At 61.5% G+C, this 15,625-nt stretch carries 13 protein-coding genes and 1 tRNA gene; 1 reads left to right on the forward strand and 13 read right to left on the reverse strand.

Annotated elements, in window-relative coordinates; genetic code table 11:
* Positions 1-3: 3 nt before the first annotated feature.
* From B071_RS0101180 to guaB, 7 genes are all read right to left on the reverse strand, one after another.
* Positions 4-85, reverse strand: a tRNA-Tyr gene (locus B071_RS0101180).
* A 74-nt stretch (positions 86-159) separates the two neighbouring features.
* Positions 160-1,206, reverse strand: a complete 1,047-nt coding sequence (locus B071_RS0101185; protein ID WP_018525274.1) for an OmpA family protein — start codon at positions 1,204-1,206, stop codon at positions 160-162.
* An 863-nt stretch (positions 1,207-2,069) separates the two neighbouring features.
* On the reverse strand, positions 2,070-3,443 hold the full coding sequence (locus B071_RS0101195; protein ID WP_040586789.1) for a YjiH family protein: 1,374 nt from the start codon (positions 3,441-3,443) through the stop codon (positions 2,070-2,072).
* Positions 3,444-3,502: 59 nt separating this feature from the next.
* On the reverse strand, positions 3,503-4,387 hold the full coding sequence (locus B071_RS18085; protein WP_083914295.1) for a potassium channel family protein: 885 nt from the start codon (positions 4,385-4,387) through the stop codon (positions 3,503-3,505).
* 58 nt (positions 4,388-4,445) lie between these two features.
* Positions 4,446-6,047 carry a glutamine-hydrolyzing GMP synthase gene (gene guaA, locus B071_RS0101205; RefSeq protein ID WP_438829502.1) on the reverse strand — a complete coding sequence of 534 codons (1,602 nt, stop codon included), beginning with the start codon at positions 6,045-6,047 and terminating at the stop codon, positions 4,446-4,448.
* Positions 6,032-7,270, reverse strand: coding sequence for an adenylosuccinate synthase (gene purA / locus B071_RS0101210; protein ID WP_018525279.1), 1,239 nt, complete (start codon positions 7,268-7,270; stop codon positions 6,032-6,034). Before purA ends, guaA begins: the two co-directional genes overlap by 16 nt.
* A gap of 4 nt (positions 7,271-7,274) precedes the next feature.
* On the reverse strand, positions 7,275-8,744 hold the full coding sequence (guaB, locus tag B071_RS15195; protein WP_018525280.1) for an IMP dehydrogenase: 1,470 nt from the start codon (positions 8,742-8,744) through the stop codon (positions 7,275-7,277).
* 74 nt (positions 8,745-8,818) lie between these two features.
* Between guaB and B071_RS0101220 the strand changes: the two genes are divergently transcribed.
* The gene (locus B071_RS0101220; protein ID WP_018525281.1) at positions 8,819-10,381 is read left to right on the forward strand and encodes a pallilysin-related adhesin; all 1,563 of its coding nucleotides are present in this window, start codon (positions 8,819-8,821) and stop codon (positions 10,379-10,381) included.
* Positions 10,382-10,385: 4 nt separating this feature from the next.
* Here B071_RS0101220 and B071_RS0101225 read toward each other — a convergent pair whose 3' ends face one another.
* The 6 genes from B071_RS0101225 to folD form a co-directional block, all read right to left on the reverse strand.
* A complete protein-coding gene (locus tag B071_RS0101225; protein ID WP_018525282.1) occupies positions 10,386-11,480 on the reverse strand; it encodes an SPOR domain-containing protein in 1,095 nt (364 codons plus the stop codon).
* Positions 11,477-11,851 carry a lipopolysaccharide assembly protein LapA domain-containing protein gene (locus tag B071_RS15200; protein ID WP_018525283.1) on the reverse strand — a complete coding sequence of 125 codons (375 nt, stop codon included), beginning with the start codon at positions 11,849-11,851 and terminating at the stop codon, positions 11,477-11,479. The genes B071_RS0101225 and B071_RS15200 overlap by 4 nt, the downstream gene beginning before the upstream one ends.
* A gap of 86 nt (positions 11,852-11,937) precedes the next feature.
* Positions 11,938-13,179 carry an IMP cyclohydrolase gene (locus B071_RS0101235; protein WP_026244885.1) on the reverse strand — a complete coding sequence of 414 codons (1,242 nt, stop codon included), beginning with the start codon at positions 13,177-13,179 and terminating at the stop codon, positions 11,938-11,940.
* Positions 13,180-13,181: 2 nt separating this feature from the next.
* Entirely contained in the window at positions 13,182-13,910 is a 729-nt protein-coding gene (locus tag B071_RS0101240; RefSeq protein ID WP_018525285.1) for an IMP cyclohydrolase, read from the reverse strand.
* Positions 13,900-14,697, reverse strand: a complete 798-nt coding sequence (gene folE2 / locus B071_RS0101245) for a GTP cyclohydrolase FolE2 (protein ID WP_018525286.1) — start codon at positions 14,695-14,697, stop codon at positions 13,900-13,902. The genes B071_RS0101240 and folE2 overlap by 11 nt, the downstream gene beginning before the upstream one ends.
* On the reverse strand, positions 14,698-15,591 hold the full coding sequence (gene folD, locus B071_RS0101250) for a bifunctional methylenetetrahydrofolate dehydrogenase/methenyltetrahydrofolate cyclohydrolase FolD (RefSeq protein WP_018525287.1): 894 nt from the start codon (positions 15,589-15,591) through the stop codon (positions 14,698-14,700). It abuts the gene before it with no gap.
* Positions 15,592-15,625 lie beyond the last annotated feature (34 nt).

The following is a 15,625-nucleotide window of genomic DNA, read 5'->3' on the forward strand; positions in this document are numbered from 1 at the left end:
GTCTGGGGAGTGAAGGATTCGAACCTTCGAAGGCTTAGCCAACAGATTTACAGTCTGCCCCCTTTGACCGCTCGGGAAACTCCCCGTTCCTGATGTCGGGCTGACCATATCATACCCCCCGAAAACGTGTCAACCAGCCAATCCCCCGGGCGTGTAAAATCACTCCCCGGGGATATTCCCTTCTGCCAGGATCTCGACACGGCGATTTCGATCCTGTTCTGCCGGATCGCGTGTTACGGGACGATCAGAGCCGTACCAGGATAGCGAAATTTGTTCCGGCTCAATCCAGGAGGCCTCCTGGAGGATCGCATCGCGTGCAGCCTGGGCGCGCCTGCGGGAAAGTTCTTCTCTTCCCGTCTCGGTTCCTGCAAGCGCGCAGTGCCCCTCCAGGGTGAGGACGAGATCTTTAAAGGATCTCAGGGCTGCCAGAAAGCTGGCGAGATCGCTCCGGGCCGCGCGGGTGATCAGGGGGCTATCGGGGAGGAAGTAGAGAGTCTTCTCTCGGGAAAGCGGAACAAGCGCCGGTGAGCCTGCTTCGGGGTGCAGCTCCTTCTCCGGTGCCGCGTCCGGCACCGGGCCCGGGGTGACAGAAAGATCCCGGAGCGTATCGTCTCCGGGAGAAGAAGCATCCCCGGGGGAAGGATCATCTTCGGAAACACTGGCTGCGACGTCCGTCGATGGAGGGGGCGGTGAGGCGGTTCGGGATGGGGCTTCCTGAGGGAGTCTTTCCGTGACAGATCCCGGAGGCGGAGCGCTCCCTCGGGAGATCATGAGAAGAAGCCCTGCTGCTCCAACCAGAAGAAGCAAAAGCAAGACCAACACCATCCAGGGACGGAACCATGAGCCTGTCGGCCGGGCAGAGGGAAGGAACCGTCCAAGGTCGAGGGTTGTTTTCCGGGTCTTGCCCTGCGCCTGGACGCTCAAGGCAGCCCGGCGAACTCCGTCAAAGTCACAGCAGACGGTGAAGCGGGGCTCTCCCCTGGGCTGATGAGGAAGATCAGCCAGAACAAACTCGCGCAGGAGCTCGGACCCCGCCGGGGAGACCGCAAAAATCCGCACCCTCGCCTCTCGCTGGTTATCCACCAGGGTGGTCAGCNGGAGCGAGCGGGAACGCTCTCCCNGGTCCAGAGAGATCAGGGGAACGAGCCTCCTCCGCTCGATCTCAACAGCGAGATATGGTCCTGTTCCGCCGGAAGACACTCCCATGGCTTCTCCTTCCACTCCGGGGGTCTTCTCCGGGCGAGTCNCAGGGGAATCCCTGAAAGACCACCCGAAGCCCCGGGAATCGCTAGAAGGTGTGACCGATCCCGAGGGCCANATAGAAACGGGGACCCCAGGTAAGATCCCACTGCCGGTTCCCTCCGAAGGGCTGGCTCATAAACCCCAGGTCCANGTAGGGTATGGCCCCCGAGGGGAAATGGTATTGGGCCTCGAGGGTTCCGTTCAGAGCCACCCCCCGGGGATCGTCGCTCACTTCGTCGATGGTGATTCGCCGATACCCGAACTGAAGGCCCGGCCTCAGGGAGAAGGTCTCGGTAAGAAAATATCTGGCCTTGAGGGCTCCCCCGAACTCGGTGGTATCGAAGCTGTTTCCCTTGTAGTCGGCCTCCCCGGCCTCCCGCAACTCTCCCCGGGTGGCAGCTACGTACATGCCTACCGAGAGTTGCGAGAAGACGTACATGTCCAGGTACCCCCGGAGGAGCACGGTACTCCGGGCTTCCAGATTTTCATCGTCCAGTTTGATATCGCCCGGAAACCAGCGACCCACGGAAAAGCCCACCTCTCCCGTAGCGTCCTGCGGAGAAGCCACGATGAGGGATGGCAGAAAAAGGAGAGCGAGCAACAAAAAAGCGGGAAGCCCCGGAAAAGACCCACGCCCCTTCCTGCTGGCCCCGGTAGTACGACCTGTCATAATAACACCTCCCGTTTTATCATACGGGAAGAGGGAGACGATCACAAGAGCAATCGNCTCCCCGGTCTTCTGCCCTGTCAGGGCACTGGCCTGTGTGACGGACCTGTTACACAGGCCAGTCACACAGGTCTGTCAGACGGGCGCGGGAAGCCGGTCGTCAGAAAATCAGATGAGCCAGGCCTGCAATCACGGGAAGGGTGATAACTGTGCGAAGCAGGAAAATCACAAAGAGATCCACAACATTGACGGGTATCTTGCTCCCGAGCAACAGCGCTCCTACCTCGGAGAGGTAGATCAGCTGGGTTACCGAGAGAGCGGCGATGATGAAGCGCGTCATATCGCTCTCGATAGAGCCGGCAAGAATGGCGGGGATAAACATATCGGCAAATCCCACCACCAGAGTTTCCGAGGCGGCAACAGCTTCGGGAACGGCCAGGAGGTTCAGCAGAGGGATAAAGGGCATTCCCAGGATGGTAAAGAGGCTGGTGGTTTCGGCAATTATGAGAGCAACCGTTCCCAGTGCCATCACCACGGGAAGAACGCCAAAGACCATGTCCACAGCATTCTTTGCTCCCTCGGCAGCTTCCTTGCGCAGGGAAACCACCTGCCCGGCCCTTTTCACCGCCAGGGAGAGTCCCCAGGAGAAGACCGTCGCCCCCTCGGGAATCACCTCGGCATCCTCGCCCGGTTTCGCTCCGTCGATGAAAATATCCTTCTTCCACCGCAGGGGCGGTATGCGGGGCATGATAATGGCTGCCACGAAACCGGCGGCACAGATCGTCCCGTAGAAGGGAAGAAAGAGGTGTTCCAGATTGACCTGGGCCAGAACCACCAAGCTGAAAGTGATCGAGACCGCCGAAAAGGTGGTTCCCACCACGGCAGCCTCGCGCTGGGTGTAGAAGGACCCTTCGTACTGCTTGCTGGTCAGAAGGATTCCCACGCTTCCGTCACCGAGCCAGGAGGCGGTACAGTCGATCGCAGAACGCCCAGGCAAATTGAAGAGAGGACGCATGACCGTGCTCAGGAGTGTGCCAAAGAGTTCCAGAAGACCGAAGTTCAGGAGCAGAGGCAACAGAAGGCCGGCAAAGAAGAAAACAGCAAAGAGGGTCGGCAGGAGTTCGTAGAGAACCAGCCCTCCCGTGTCACCGCTCCAGATCACCTCGGGNCCCAGCTCGAAGAAGGTTGCTACNATCGCGAGCCCCCCGATGAGACGTATAGCTACCCAGAGGGGGGACGGAGTCAGAAGGCCTTTCAGAAAGGGGCTTTTCTCCAGAAACGAGGGCTTTAGCGCCGTTGCTGCCACGGTGGCAACGGCCATAACAGCGATGATCGCCGTGACCAGAGGAACCAGAAGCCCCCCCATGACGGCTTTCAGGGTGTTNGCCAGGATTGCCACGGGAATGGTGATATCGCCGGCAAAGCTGATGGGCGCCATGAANAGAAAGACCCCCGCTACCGAGGGCAACAAAAAAANCCAGAAGTGTTTCTGTTTCCAGAGAGAGGTATGTATCGTTTCGGGTGTATTCATCATCCCGGGAAATTACACGAAAAGGCGNATGGATGCATAGCACCTGCATAGAAAATGTATATTCATCGGCGGCGCCGGTACCTGATAAAATCGATAAAGACCAGGACCTCCCGGATCTCCCGGGGCGAGAGCCCGGCCAGAAGGGGGTTATCCCGCACATATTCCCCGGCCAGGCGATCCGGCAGGGGTTCCGGCAGCCCTTCTGAGGGAGTTTCTGGTGGATGTACTGGTGATCGATCGCCGGGGTTTCCTTCCGGGTNTTCTTGGGAGTGCTCTTCGNGGTTNCGGCCTGACCGGTGGAGAATCACCGAAGCAACCGTGCCGGTGAAGGCGGCCAGGGCACCAACNCCGGTAATCATCAGAATGATGGCGACAATCCGTCCNGGCGTGCTCTCGGGGGAAAGATCGCCGTACCCCACGGTGGTAACGGTGACCACCGTCCACCAGAGAGCATCGGCGAAGGAGTTGATACTGTTCCCCCGCTCTACCAGATAGATCGAGATGGACCCCAGAGCGATAACCACACAGAGGATAACCACCACGTAGGTCAGGACGTGGGAAGTGAAGTATTGCGCGATACTGCGTCGTGCGCGCGCCACCAGCGATACCAGCCGGAGAATCCGGACGACCCGCACCGCCCGNAACGCCCGGAANTGATAGACGGGAACNATCGAGAGCAACTCCACCAGATGTGTTCGGAGGTATCCTTTTTTGTCGGGCGCACCGATCAGGCCCGTCAGATAGTCCAGGGCAAAAAACCCGATGATCGCTGTATCCAGGACCAGGAGCCCCAGGTTCCGGGATATNTCGACCCGCCCCANAAGATCCAGAGCNACCAGGGCAGTTGCCAGGGNANCNACGCCCGGTTCAANAAAAGTCAGGACCGGCCTCACACGGCACATCTGCGAGAGGACCGACCCTGAATGCCCACCATCCTGCTCCGGCATGCTCCTAATGATAGCTCATCCCGTCAAAAGACGAAAGGATCGGCCCCGGGAACCCCGCCTACTCCCACTCGATTGTAGCGGGAGGTTTCCCGGAACAGTCGTAGACGACCCTGCCCACCTGGGGTATCCCGTTGGTGATCGCCGCCGAGACGGTTCTGAGGAAGGCGGGTTCGAAACCGTAGACGTCGGCGGTCATTCCGTCGGTGGACGTCACGGCCCGCAGGGCCACCACGTTCCCGTAGGCACGACTGTCTCCGGCGACCCCCACGGACTGAATCGGGAGAAGTACAGCGAAGGCCTGCCAGATCGCGTCGTAGAGCCCGGCCTTCCGCAACTCCCTGATGAAAATCGCATCGGCCTCGCGGAGAATATCACAGCGTTCCCGGGTGACCTCTCCCAGCACGCGGACTCCCAGCCCCGGCCCCGGAAAGGGGTGCCGTCCAACGATCTCCTCGGGTAGCCCCAGGAGACGGCCCAGGTCCCGGACCTCGTCCTTGTAGAGCGCGGCCAGGGGCTCCAGAATGAGTCCGGCCTCGCGCTTCTTCTTGACCAGGGGGCTCGCCACGTTATGGTGGCTCTTGATGGACTTTGCCGTGCCACCGCTTCCGTGCCCGCTCTCGATGAGGTCGGTATAGAGCGTTCCCTGGGCCAGCAAATAGTCCCCCGAAAGTCTGGAGGCGATCTCGTCTTCCTGAACAGAGATGAAGAGGTCTCCGATAATGTGGCGTTTTTTCTCGGGATCGACTGCACCGGCCAGGGCGGAAAGAAACCGCTCCTCTGCATCGATCAGGTAGAGGTTTCGTGCCCCCAGTTTTCGCAGGGCGGCCCCGATCTCCACCGATTCATCTTTCCGCATGAGCCCCGTGTCGATGTACATAAGGTGAATCTGCTCCGGAGGAAAGGTCTGAAGCAGCAGCGCTGCCACCACCGACGAATCGACCCCCCCCGAGATGAGCAGGAGGATCGGTTTGTCGCCGGCCTGACTGCGGAGCTCCCCCTGGAGCTGTTCCAGATAGTTCTCCACAGACCACTGGCGACGGGCCTGGCAGACTCCCGCAGCGAAGTTGTCGAGAATCTGAAGGCCCTGCTCCGAATGAGTCACCTCGGGATGAAACTGCAGCCCCACGAAGGATGCCTCGGGGATGGTGACGATGGCCGTTACCCCGTGGGAGGTGGTGGCGATCTCCCGGGCACCGGGAGGCAATCGCCTGATCGCATCGCCGTGGCTCATCCAGGAGGTAAAGCGCCTGCTCACGCCGGAGGTTATCTCGTGGTTTGTCACAACTTCTACGGGGGCAGGACCGTACTCTCTCGTTTCGGCCCGACTGATCTCGCCGCCCAGGAGATGGGCTGTTACGTGGAGGCCGTAGCATATTCCCAGGAGGGGAATCCCCCGGGAATAGATGCGTCTGTCGGGCAGGGGCGCGTCCTCGTCGTGGATCGACGAGGGGGAGCCCGAGAGGATAACTCCCCTCACCCCTTCGTCGATCCAGTCTTCCATCGGCGCGGTGCCNGCCACAATTTCTGCAAAGATGCCCTGTTCGCGAATGCGNCGTCCGATAAGGTGTGTGGTCTGGCTTCCAAAGTCCAGGATAACGATCCTGTCGGTGCCCGAGGGCGGCGTGAGAGCCGATCCTGTGGTCATTATTTTTCTCCCCATAGAGATCGTCGGATAATCGTCTGATTCCGCTGGTAACCGACAGAGACGAGGCTGATCGGTACCTCCAGGTAATCCTCGATGAAGGTGATATAGTCCCGGGCCTCCCGGGGAAGGTCCTCGAAGGAGGATATGTCCCCCAGGGGGCGCTGCCAGCCGGGAAACGCCTTTGTCACAGGCCGCGCCCGCTCAAGAAGCGCAATCGAGGCGGGAAAATAATCCAGAGTCTGGTGGTCTGTCTCGTAGCCGATACAGGCGGTGACCGTTTCCAGGGCGTCGTAGACGTCCAGATGGGTCAGGGCCAGACTGGTGATCCCGTTGGTGCGACAGGCATACCGGAGCGCCACGAGGTCGAGATACCCGATCCTGCGGGGCCTTCCCGTGGTCACTCCGTATTCGCGGCCCAACTCACGGATGTGTTCCTCGAGCCCGTCCTGGTTGCGGCCGTCAAACTCGCTGGGAAAGGGGCCGTTCCCGACACGGGTGCTGTAGGCCTTGAAAACCCCCAGTACGTGATCTATGTCGCCCGGGCCGAGGGCGGCCCCGCTGAGGGCCCCTCCCGAGCAGGAAGCCCCACTCGATACGTAGGGGTACGTTCCCAGATCGATATCCAGGAGCGCCCCCTGGGCACCCTCGAGGAGAACCCGCTCGTCCTCCCGGGGGANCCCGGTGTGCATATAGGAAGCCAGGTCCACCGTCAGCGGGAGCAACCGGTCCTTCCAGNTTTCGAGGAACTCCTGATCCTCCGTGGCGAGGGAAGCCAGGTGCCTCGGCCAGGCCAGATCGGCCAGCCGGACTCCGTCGCGGTACGCCTTGTGTGCGTAGGCCACCCCGATGCCCCGGCCGGTGGTGCCGATGGGGTTCTCCCGTTCCTCTTCCCGCTGGATNTCTTCCCGGCGGTGACTCGGAAGAACCAGGTGCGCCCTGTCGGAGATCAGCACGCGACCTTCCCAGGAGATACCCTGCCGTTCGAGCTCTTCCAGTTCCGCGAANAGTGCCTCGGGATCTATGACCATCCCTGTTCCCAGGATCACCACCGTGTCGGGGTAGATGATACCCGAAGGAACAAGGTGGAGTTTGTAGGTTTTGTCNCCATCGACAATGGTGTGTCCGGCGTTGGCTCCACCGGAAAACCGTACAACTTTCTGCACCTCCGAAGAAAGATAATCAACGATCTTTCCCTTGCCCTCATCTCCCCATTGCGCACCGATTACTACAACGTTCAAATTGTCAACTCCGGGAATAATTTTCCGGTTGGCGAGTCATGGCAACATCGTGAACGTGACTCTCCGCCAAACCAGCAGCGGTAATCTTAACGAAGTTCCGATATTCCCGCAATTGCGCCAGGTCGGCGCATCCGCAATAGCCCATGCCTTTCTTGAGGCCCGTAACGAGCTGATGCAGATATGGCCGCAGTTCCCCCTTGTAGGGAACCCGCCCCTCTACACCCTCCGGGACAGGCTCTTCTCCCTCGGCCACGTTATACCGGTCGGCGCCTCCCTTTTTCATGGCTGCCACGGACCCCATGCCCCGATAGGCCTTGAAGATCCTGCCCTCGTAGAGGAACTCCTTGCCCGGAGCTTCCTTGAGACCAGCGAAGAGGCCTCCCACCATCACAACGTGGGCCCCTCCGGCGATCGCCTTGGTGATATCGCCGGAATACTTTACCCCGCCGTCGGCAATGACGGGAATGTTGTACTCCCGGGCTACATCAACGGCNTCCATCACCGCCGAGAGCTGGGGAACGCCGATTCCAGCGACGATTCGGGTGGTACAGATAGAGCCCGGCCCCACGCCGACCTTGATGATGTCTGCCCCGGCCTCGATGAGGCGGCGCGTTCCGGCACCGGTGGCCACGTTGCCGCCCACCACGGGGAGNTCGGGATGGCGGGCCTTGATAAGTTTGATCGTCTCCACCACGTTCCGGGAATCACCGTGGGCGGTATCGACCACCACGAAATCCACCCGAGCCTCGAAGAGNGGTCCCAGACGGGTTTCCACATCGGAGGGAGCCACGGCGGCGCCCACCAGCAGCCTGCCCGAGGCGTCTGTTGCTGCCTGGGGAAAGAGGCTGTGCTTTTCCATGTCTTTTACCGTGATCAGCCCCGTGAGGTGTCCCTGCTCGTCCACCACGGGAAGTTTTTCGATTTTGTACTGGTTGAACTTGGCCTTGGCGCTGGCCAGTGAGGGGCGCCCCACCTCCACCACGGGATCCCTGGTCATGACCTCTTCTACCAGCTGGGTGTTGTCAGGGGCAAAGCGCAGGTCCCGGCTGGTGATGATTCCCACGAGGCGGTCACCGTCGATCACGGGAAGGCCCGAGATACAATAGAAATCAACGATCTCCCGAATCTCCCCGATAGTTTGTCTGGGGCCCACCGTAACGGGGTTCTCGATGATCCAGTTCAGGTGACGTTTTACCGCGCCCACCTGACGAACCTGCTCCTCGGGGGGCATGTTCCGGTGAATAACCCCCACACCGCCCTCGAGAGCCAGGGCTATGGCGAGCTCCTGTTCCGTAACGGTATCCATGGCGGCGGCCATGACGGGAATATTCAGCTGGATTCCGGGGGTAAGGGAAACACTGGTGTCGGTCTCTCCGGGTACCACCGAGGAAAAACCAGGTTGCAGAAGAACATCATCGTAACTGTACTTTTCGGCGANCTGGGGTGCCCGCCCGGTATTATTTAAAGCGTCCATGCACTACTATGCAAAAAAACGGGACCGTTGTCCACCGGGTTCCCCGTTGTCGCCATCCCGGAGGATGTGGCACAATGGGACCTGTGAAAGAATCAACTCCCTTCTCCCTGGCCCTCTGCATCCTGGGGGGGATGATGCTCTTCTCCTGCGCCGAGGAGCGACAGAGCACGGCGATCCCTCTCCGCGGCGAGGTAACCCTTCCGGGAGCAGCCCCGGGCATCGTCCTGGCCCGCGAAGAGACCCGGGCAGTTTCCATTCAGACCGAAGATGAGGAACCGGGGCTCAGAGTTCATCTCCCCGACGACTATCTGCTGATTTCCACGCATAACGTGAGTCTCACCATGAGCGAACCCGACGAGCAGATCGTGGTGGTGAAACGACGCGACGATCCCTCGGACCGGATCCGTCTGCTCGTGGCGATCTTTGACCCCCTGCGCAACGTCTACCGAATCTCCTGGGAGGGGGTGACCGACGCCACGGGAATGCGATCTTTCTCGGTCTCCACGATGGACCTCACCGGCGACCACCTGGAGGAGATCGTCGGAATCGGGATCGATCCCGAAGGCAAACAGACCATCAACGTCTTCCGCCAGGAACCCCGCGAACGGGGGCAACGGGATCTGCTCTTCCGGCAAATCTTCAGCGGCACCACCGACGGGAGTATCGAGATCGCCGACCGTCGCCGCTCCGACGCCTATCGGACGCTTCAGACCACGGGCGAGAGCTTCCCCATCTTCCTCTTCCAGCGCAACGACCAGACCGGGGATCCCCACGATCTGATCCGGTCCGAGTACCGGTGGAACACCGAGTCGGGCCACTATCTTCTTGCCCACCAGGAAGATCTCCCGGGGGTGCAGGCCGAGCAGGCTCAGCTCCGGGAGCTCTACGACGCCGATGCGGCAGGGATGGAGCAATTTCTGAGCGGCCCCTGGTTCCGCAGTACCGGCACGGGCCTGGGGTCCTCGGCGGAACTGGCTTTTTTTGATACCGCCAACCAGCGGGTGAGCCTCTTTCATGCCGACGCCCAGGAGCAATACGAGTGGGTAAACTCCTACAAGGCGATTTACCAGAGAGGGCCAGGATTGCTGATCCATCTCAGGAATGCCGTACTCCGCACCGTGCGCCGACAGATCGCCGTGACCGTCCTGGGGACGGACACCATCAGCATTACCGTGGACGGGGCAGAATACTGGAATGGTCAGTATCAGCGAATGACCCCTGGAATCCAGGAGAGCACCGTCCGCCACCACCGGGTTGCGCGGCCCGATTTTCTCCTCCAGGGAGTCTATCGCAACGAAAATCACCAGGAATTTCTCTTTGACGCCCCCTACTTCCGGTTCAGATCGGATCACTTCGACTGGCGGGGGGGCTTTAACCTGATCAAGACGGGCGACCCCCTGCTGGAACTCAAGGTCGTTGAGGCCAGTGGGGGGGAGAGCCCTGCGGGAAGGGCCTCATCCAACGGGTCCTTTAACAAGCGGTACCGTCTGGAGTACAGCGAGGAGCGGTCCGAGGACAGGATTGTGCGGCGAATCCGCATGACGCCGGTGATCTTTACCGTGGCCGGTCTCATCGAGACCGGTGAGGCCCCGGTGGTACTGGAGCAGGTGGAGGAGTTCCTCGAGGAGGCCAGCTGAGACGTCAGGGACCAAAAACCAGGAAGCCCTCTATCCCCTCTTCCTTCAGGGCGATCACCGTCTCCTGGGCATCGGCTGGCTGGTATCCCTCGGGCAGGGTGACGATAACCCGGTAGAACCGGCCCGACCCGGTCTCGGCGGTCTTGATCGTTGCTGAGAAACCCAAGGCGGTGATGTCCCGCAACATATACGAGGCGTTCTCGCGATCCCGGAAGCTCCCCGTCTGGATACCTGTCAGGGACGAGCTTTCGGCGTCTCTGGTGGCGGGCGCAGGCTCTTTTTCCTCGGGATCGACTTCCCCGGAAGGAGCCTCTCCGGAAGGCGAATCATCCCGAAGGGGGGGGACTCCCCCATCGCGCGGATCGGGAGCACGGACAATGCTGCCGGAAATACCGGAGCGATCGCCTCCCTCCTGGAGAAGGCGACTCGGCAGGGGGGCTGCCGCGACAGACCGCACGCCACCCCGGGGGCTGGCAAGCCGATCCTCGGGCGAGAGACCGAAATACTCAGACAGATCCCGACGGCTTTGCTCCAGAAGGTCCGTATCCTGCAGCGCTCTGGCGATGTCGAAGAGAAGAAAGAGCGCCTCGGCCTCGTGCTTCTGGTCGGCCAGAGCGATCGCGTGGGCCAGGGCAGTGTCGGTTTCACCGGCCAGAAAATGGGCCCGGCCCCGAAGAATCGCCCCGGCGCGCTGGATTCGGCGATCCCCGGAGGAGGAGATCATGCGGGAGAGAACACGCACCGCCTCCCGGGCCTCGCCCAGCTCCAGCAGGACCCCTCCGTAGCGCAACGCTGCCTCGTCGAAATCGGGGACCTCCTCCAGGGCTTCCCGGTACCACCGGGCTGCCGGGGAAAAGCGGTGCGCGAGCTCGTAGATACGAGCCGCCTCGAAGAGGGCCTGAGCTCTCTCGTGCGGGTAGGCAATTCCTGCCAGGTATTCTTCCAGGGGGTCCAGAGCCTCCTCCAGAGACGGGACGCTCTCCAGAATGGTCTGAAGCGCAGCGGACCAGGAGNTCTCCTCCCTGGCATGGACCCGGCCCGGAAGAGCCAGATACAGAAAGAGCGGCACAAGTGCCGCGAGAATGCCCCTCCTGGTCATGGCCCCCCCGGCAGGGTTCGCTTCTTCTCTGCCCGGGAAGCTTTGGCAGCCCTGGCAGCTCCCCGGGCCTGACGGCGCTCTTCCTTGTGCGCGATCCGCCGGGCTTTCTCCTCTTTCCGTGCCTCCTGCTTTTCCTGCCGTTCCCGACGCCGCTCGCTCCTGTCCCTGGTCTTGCGGGACGCGGTGAACATCACGGCGGGGATTGTCAGGACCACGCCGAGAAAAAAGGCGAAGAAGAGACTCAGGAAGACCGGAACATCCCGGTAGAGGATAAATCCCAAAGAAATATCGGCGGTGTGGTCCAGATTGAGACCGACAAAGGCCAGAACACATCCCAGGAGGACGAGATAGAGTAGCAGTTTCCAGGGCATAACGCTTCCTTCCGTAGTTCAGTATATCACAGAATCCCCCGGGGTCCTTCCTGACCCCGGGGGAATTCGTCCGGTGGACGGCCCGATCAATGACGAAAACTCCGCTGTCCCGTAAAGACCATGGTAGCACCAAAGTGGTTGCAGGCCTCTATCACCTCGTGATCTCGCAGGGCTCCTCCCGGTTGAAGAATTGCCGAAACTCCTTCGCGCAATCCCACCTCGGCACCGTCGCGAAAGGGGAAGAAGGCATCGGAGATCATAGTAGACCCCGGCAGCCCCCCCCGCTCCTTGCGGGCGGCCTGGTGAAAGGGCTCCTGCTCCTCGGGTGAGCCCAGTTCCTCGATCCCCTTGCCCGTGGCTTCCAGGCAGAGCCGGTCTGCCAGCTTCCAGAAGGCCTTCTCCCGGGCGATCCGTGCCACGCCGACCCGATCCTGCTCGCCCGTGCCGATTGCCACGGTGGCCTCGTCCTTGACATAGATCACGGAATTACTGGTGACACCGCTTTCTACAAGCCACCCGAAGCGCATGTCCCTGCGCTCTGCCTGGGTGGGCTCGCGCTCGATCCCGTAGGACCTGCCCTGGTGCTCGGCCCGGGCGGGGAGAAGCTCTTCGTCGGGCAGGAGCTTGGGGACGAAGGACCACTGCGCGACCAGTCCCCCGTCGATGAGACTCTTGAAATCCACGAAGCGGGTGCCCACGTATTCCTGGAGACGCGCCATGTTTCCTACCCGGAGAACCCGAAGGTTCTTTTTGGTCGCGAAGACCTCCAGCGCTCCCGCGCTGAACTCGGGGGCTACCACTACCTCGGCGTAGTAGCTGGCGATCGCCTGGGCCGTCTCCCGGTCAACCTCGCCGTTCAGAGCCACGGCGCCCCCGAAGGCGGCGATCCTGTCGGCCATGAGAGCCCGCTGGTACGCCTCGGCCAGGGAGCTGCCCAGGGCCACTCCGCTGGGGTTGTTGTGCTTCACGATCACGCAGGCGGGGCGATCCGTGAAGTACCGCAGAATGTTCAGGGCCGCATCGACATCGGTGATGTTGATCTTGCCGGGATGTTTTCCGCTTTGCAGCAGATCCACCTCCGAGGCAAGACCTCGACCCGGGGCGATCTGGTGCACCTGGCCCAGGAGGAGGTTCCCGTTCACCGGACGGTAGAGCGCGGCCTGCTGGTCGGGATTCTCGCCGTAGCGGAGTCCCTGGCGCTCGCCTGCCACGTCCCAGGTCACCTTGCGATAGCAGAGGGTCTGTCGTTCGGAACCGGACCCGAAGGATATCTCCAAATCCTCGGGGAACCCGTCGGTATTAATGGTACGATAGATGCTGCGACTCATGATCATGCCTCCTGGGGGGGATTGCCGGTAGCAGAACTATCGGCGAGGGGAATATCGGTATAGAGCGATTCCAGCTCCTGTTCCGCTGCTGCGCGGGCCAGTTCCCGGGCAATGGTCTCCTCGTAGTGAGCGGTGCAGGAGAAGACTTTCAGGGCCTGGGCAAGCCGGAACTTCAGCGACGTGGTTCCCTGGCCCTGGCGGATTTCCTGAAGCACCCCGGAATAGTCCTGGCTGCTGCAAACCGCCAGAACCCGGAGGAAGTTTTTTGCCGACCCACGCAGCATGGTGGGCCCTCCGATGTCGATGTGGGTTCGCAGATCCTCCAGGGTCCTCCCCTCCCGGGCTGCGGTCTCCTCGAAGGGATAGAGAGAGCAGACCGTGAGATCGAAGGGGACCGCACCGGTCCGGATCAGATCAGCCTGGTGATCCTCGTTATGGGATTCGCTCAGGAGGCTCAGGTAGACCCGGTAGTCCAGGGTTTTCACCAGGCCGCCCTGCATTTCGGGCTGACCCGTATACTCCGTGATGGATCTCACCAGGCCGGGATCCCGCTCCCGGGCCAGCTCCTGAAGGAGCGTGAAGGTCCCCCCCGTGGAGTAGATCACCAGATCGGGGATTTCCTGCCAGAGGCCTTCCACAAAGGGCTGGAGCCCCTCCTTATCGGCCACGCTGATCAGAGCGGTTTTCAGGGGGACACGATCGGTAACAGTTGTAACACGGTTAAGATTCATGGGGTTTCTCCAGAGGGGGGCGCCCGCGCTCCACGTAGGCGTAGGCGTCGTGGTTGTGAATGCTTTCCCGGTTGAGCGCCTCCACGCTGAACCAGGGAAACCGGAACCGCTCTTCCAGGGCGGTTGTGACCTCCCGGACCAGATCTTCCACGAACACGGGGTGATCGTAGGCCTGCTCCGTGACGAACTTCTCGTCTACCCGCTTGAGCAGCGTATAGAGCCCCGCCGATGCGCAGGACTCGATCAGCTCGATCACATCCTCCATCCAGAAGAACTCCTGAACCTCGGCGGTGACGGTGCAGGTTCCCCGCTGGTTGTGCGCACCCCGGGAGCTGATCTCGCGGCTGCACGGGCAGAGGGTGGTTACCGGCACGGCCATGGAGACAAAGAAGTGTCNCTCCCGGGCGGANACACTGCCGCTGAAACCGCACCGATAGTTCATCAGGCTGGACTGCTTGCTCACGGGGGCNTCTTTNTCCATGAAGTAGGGAAAATGAAGCTCCCCGAAGGCGCGTTCTGCGTCCAGATGGTGGCGCACCTCCTGGAGCATATCCAGGAACCGGGGCATGCGNATTTCCCCGGCGTAGCGCTGAAAGACCTCGATGAAGCGNCTCATGTGGGTGCCCTTGTAGTCATGGGGCAGGCTCGCGTAGAGGGCCAGGTCGGCCACGGTATGCTGTTGCCGGTGGTCCCTGTCCAGGACCGTAACGGGGTGGGAAATATTCCGCACCCCCACTTTCTGCAGGGGAATCCGGCGTGTGTCGTTCTGGTTCTGAACATCTACCACTCAGGCCGTCCCCCGGGCCCGACGCGCCTCGGCGGCACAAACCGTGTTATGGAGCAGCATGGTCCGCGTCATGGGGCCCACTCCTCCAGGAACGGGAGTAATGGCCGAGGCCTTCTCCTGGAGCTCCTCCCAGGCGGCATCCCCCACCAGACGGTAGCCCCGCTTTGCCCCGGGGTCATCCACCCGGTTCACGCCCACATCGATCACCACCGCCCCGGGTTTGATCATGTGAGCCTTGAGAAACTCGGGGGAACCCATGGCGGCAATGACGATGTCTGCCCCCGCTGTGATGCGGGCGATCTCACGGGTTCGGGAGTGACAGACCGTGACGGTGGCATTGCCCCCCGGGCGCTTGAGCGCCAGAAGAACCGAGAGGGGTTTGCCCACAATGTTGCTGCGGCCGATGATCACCACCTCTTTTCCTGCCGGGTCGTGGCCCGAGCGAAGGAGCATCTCCACCACGCCCTGGGGCGTACAGGGCAGAAGCGCCGGGAGCCCCAGGAGCATTCTGCCCAGCGAGAGGGGGTGAAAGCCGTCCACGTCTTTGGCAGGGTCGATGCGCTGGAGTACGCAATCGGCGTCGATGTGGTCGGGCAGCGGTAGCTGCACCAGAATACCGTCCACCTGGTCGTCCCCGTTCAGGCGGTCCACCAGCCCGAGCAGCTCCTCCTGGGTGGTCTCCCGGGGAAGGCGGAAATCGAAACTGCCGATACCGATCGCCTCGCAATCCCGCTCTTTGGCCGTCACGTAGGAGAGGCTCGCCGGATCGTCCCCCACCAGAACCACAGCGAGCCCCGGCTTGCTTCCCCGGGCTGTCAGGGCCGCCACGCGGGGTTCCAGTTCCCTGCGAATATCGGCGGCGATGGTTTTGCCGTCTATGATCTGTGCTTTCATGATCGCCCCATTGTAGCGGAAAGGCCCCGTGTTG

It is taken from the genome of Alkalispirochaeta alkalica DSM 8900 (assembly GCF_000373545.1).
GTDB classification, from domain to species: domain Bacteria; phylum Spirochaetota; class Spirochaetia; order DSM-27196; family Alkalispirochaetaceae; genus Alkalispirochaeta; species Alkalispirochaeta alkalica.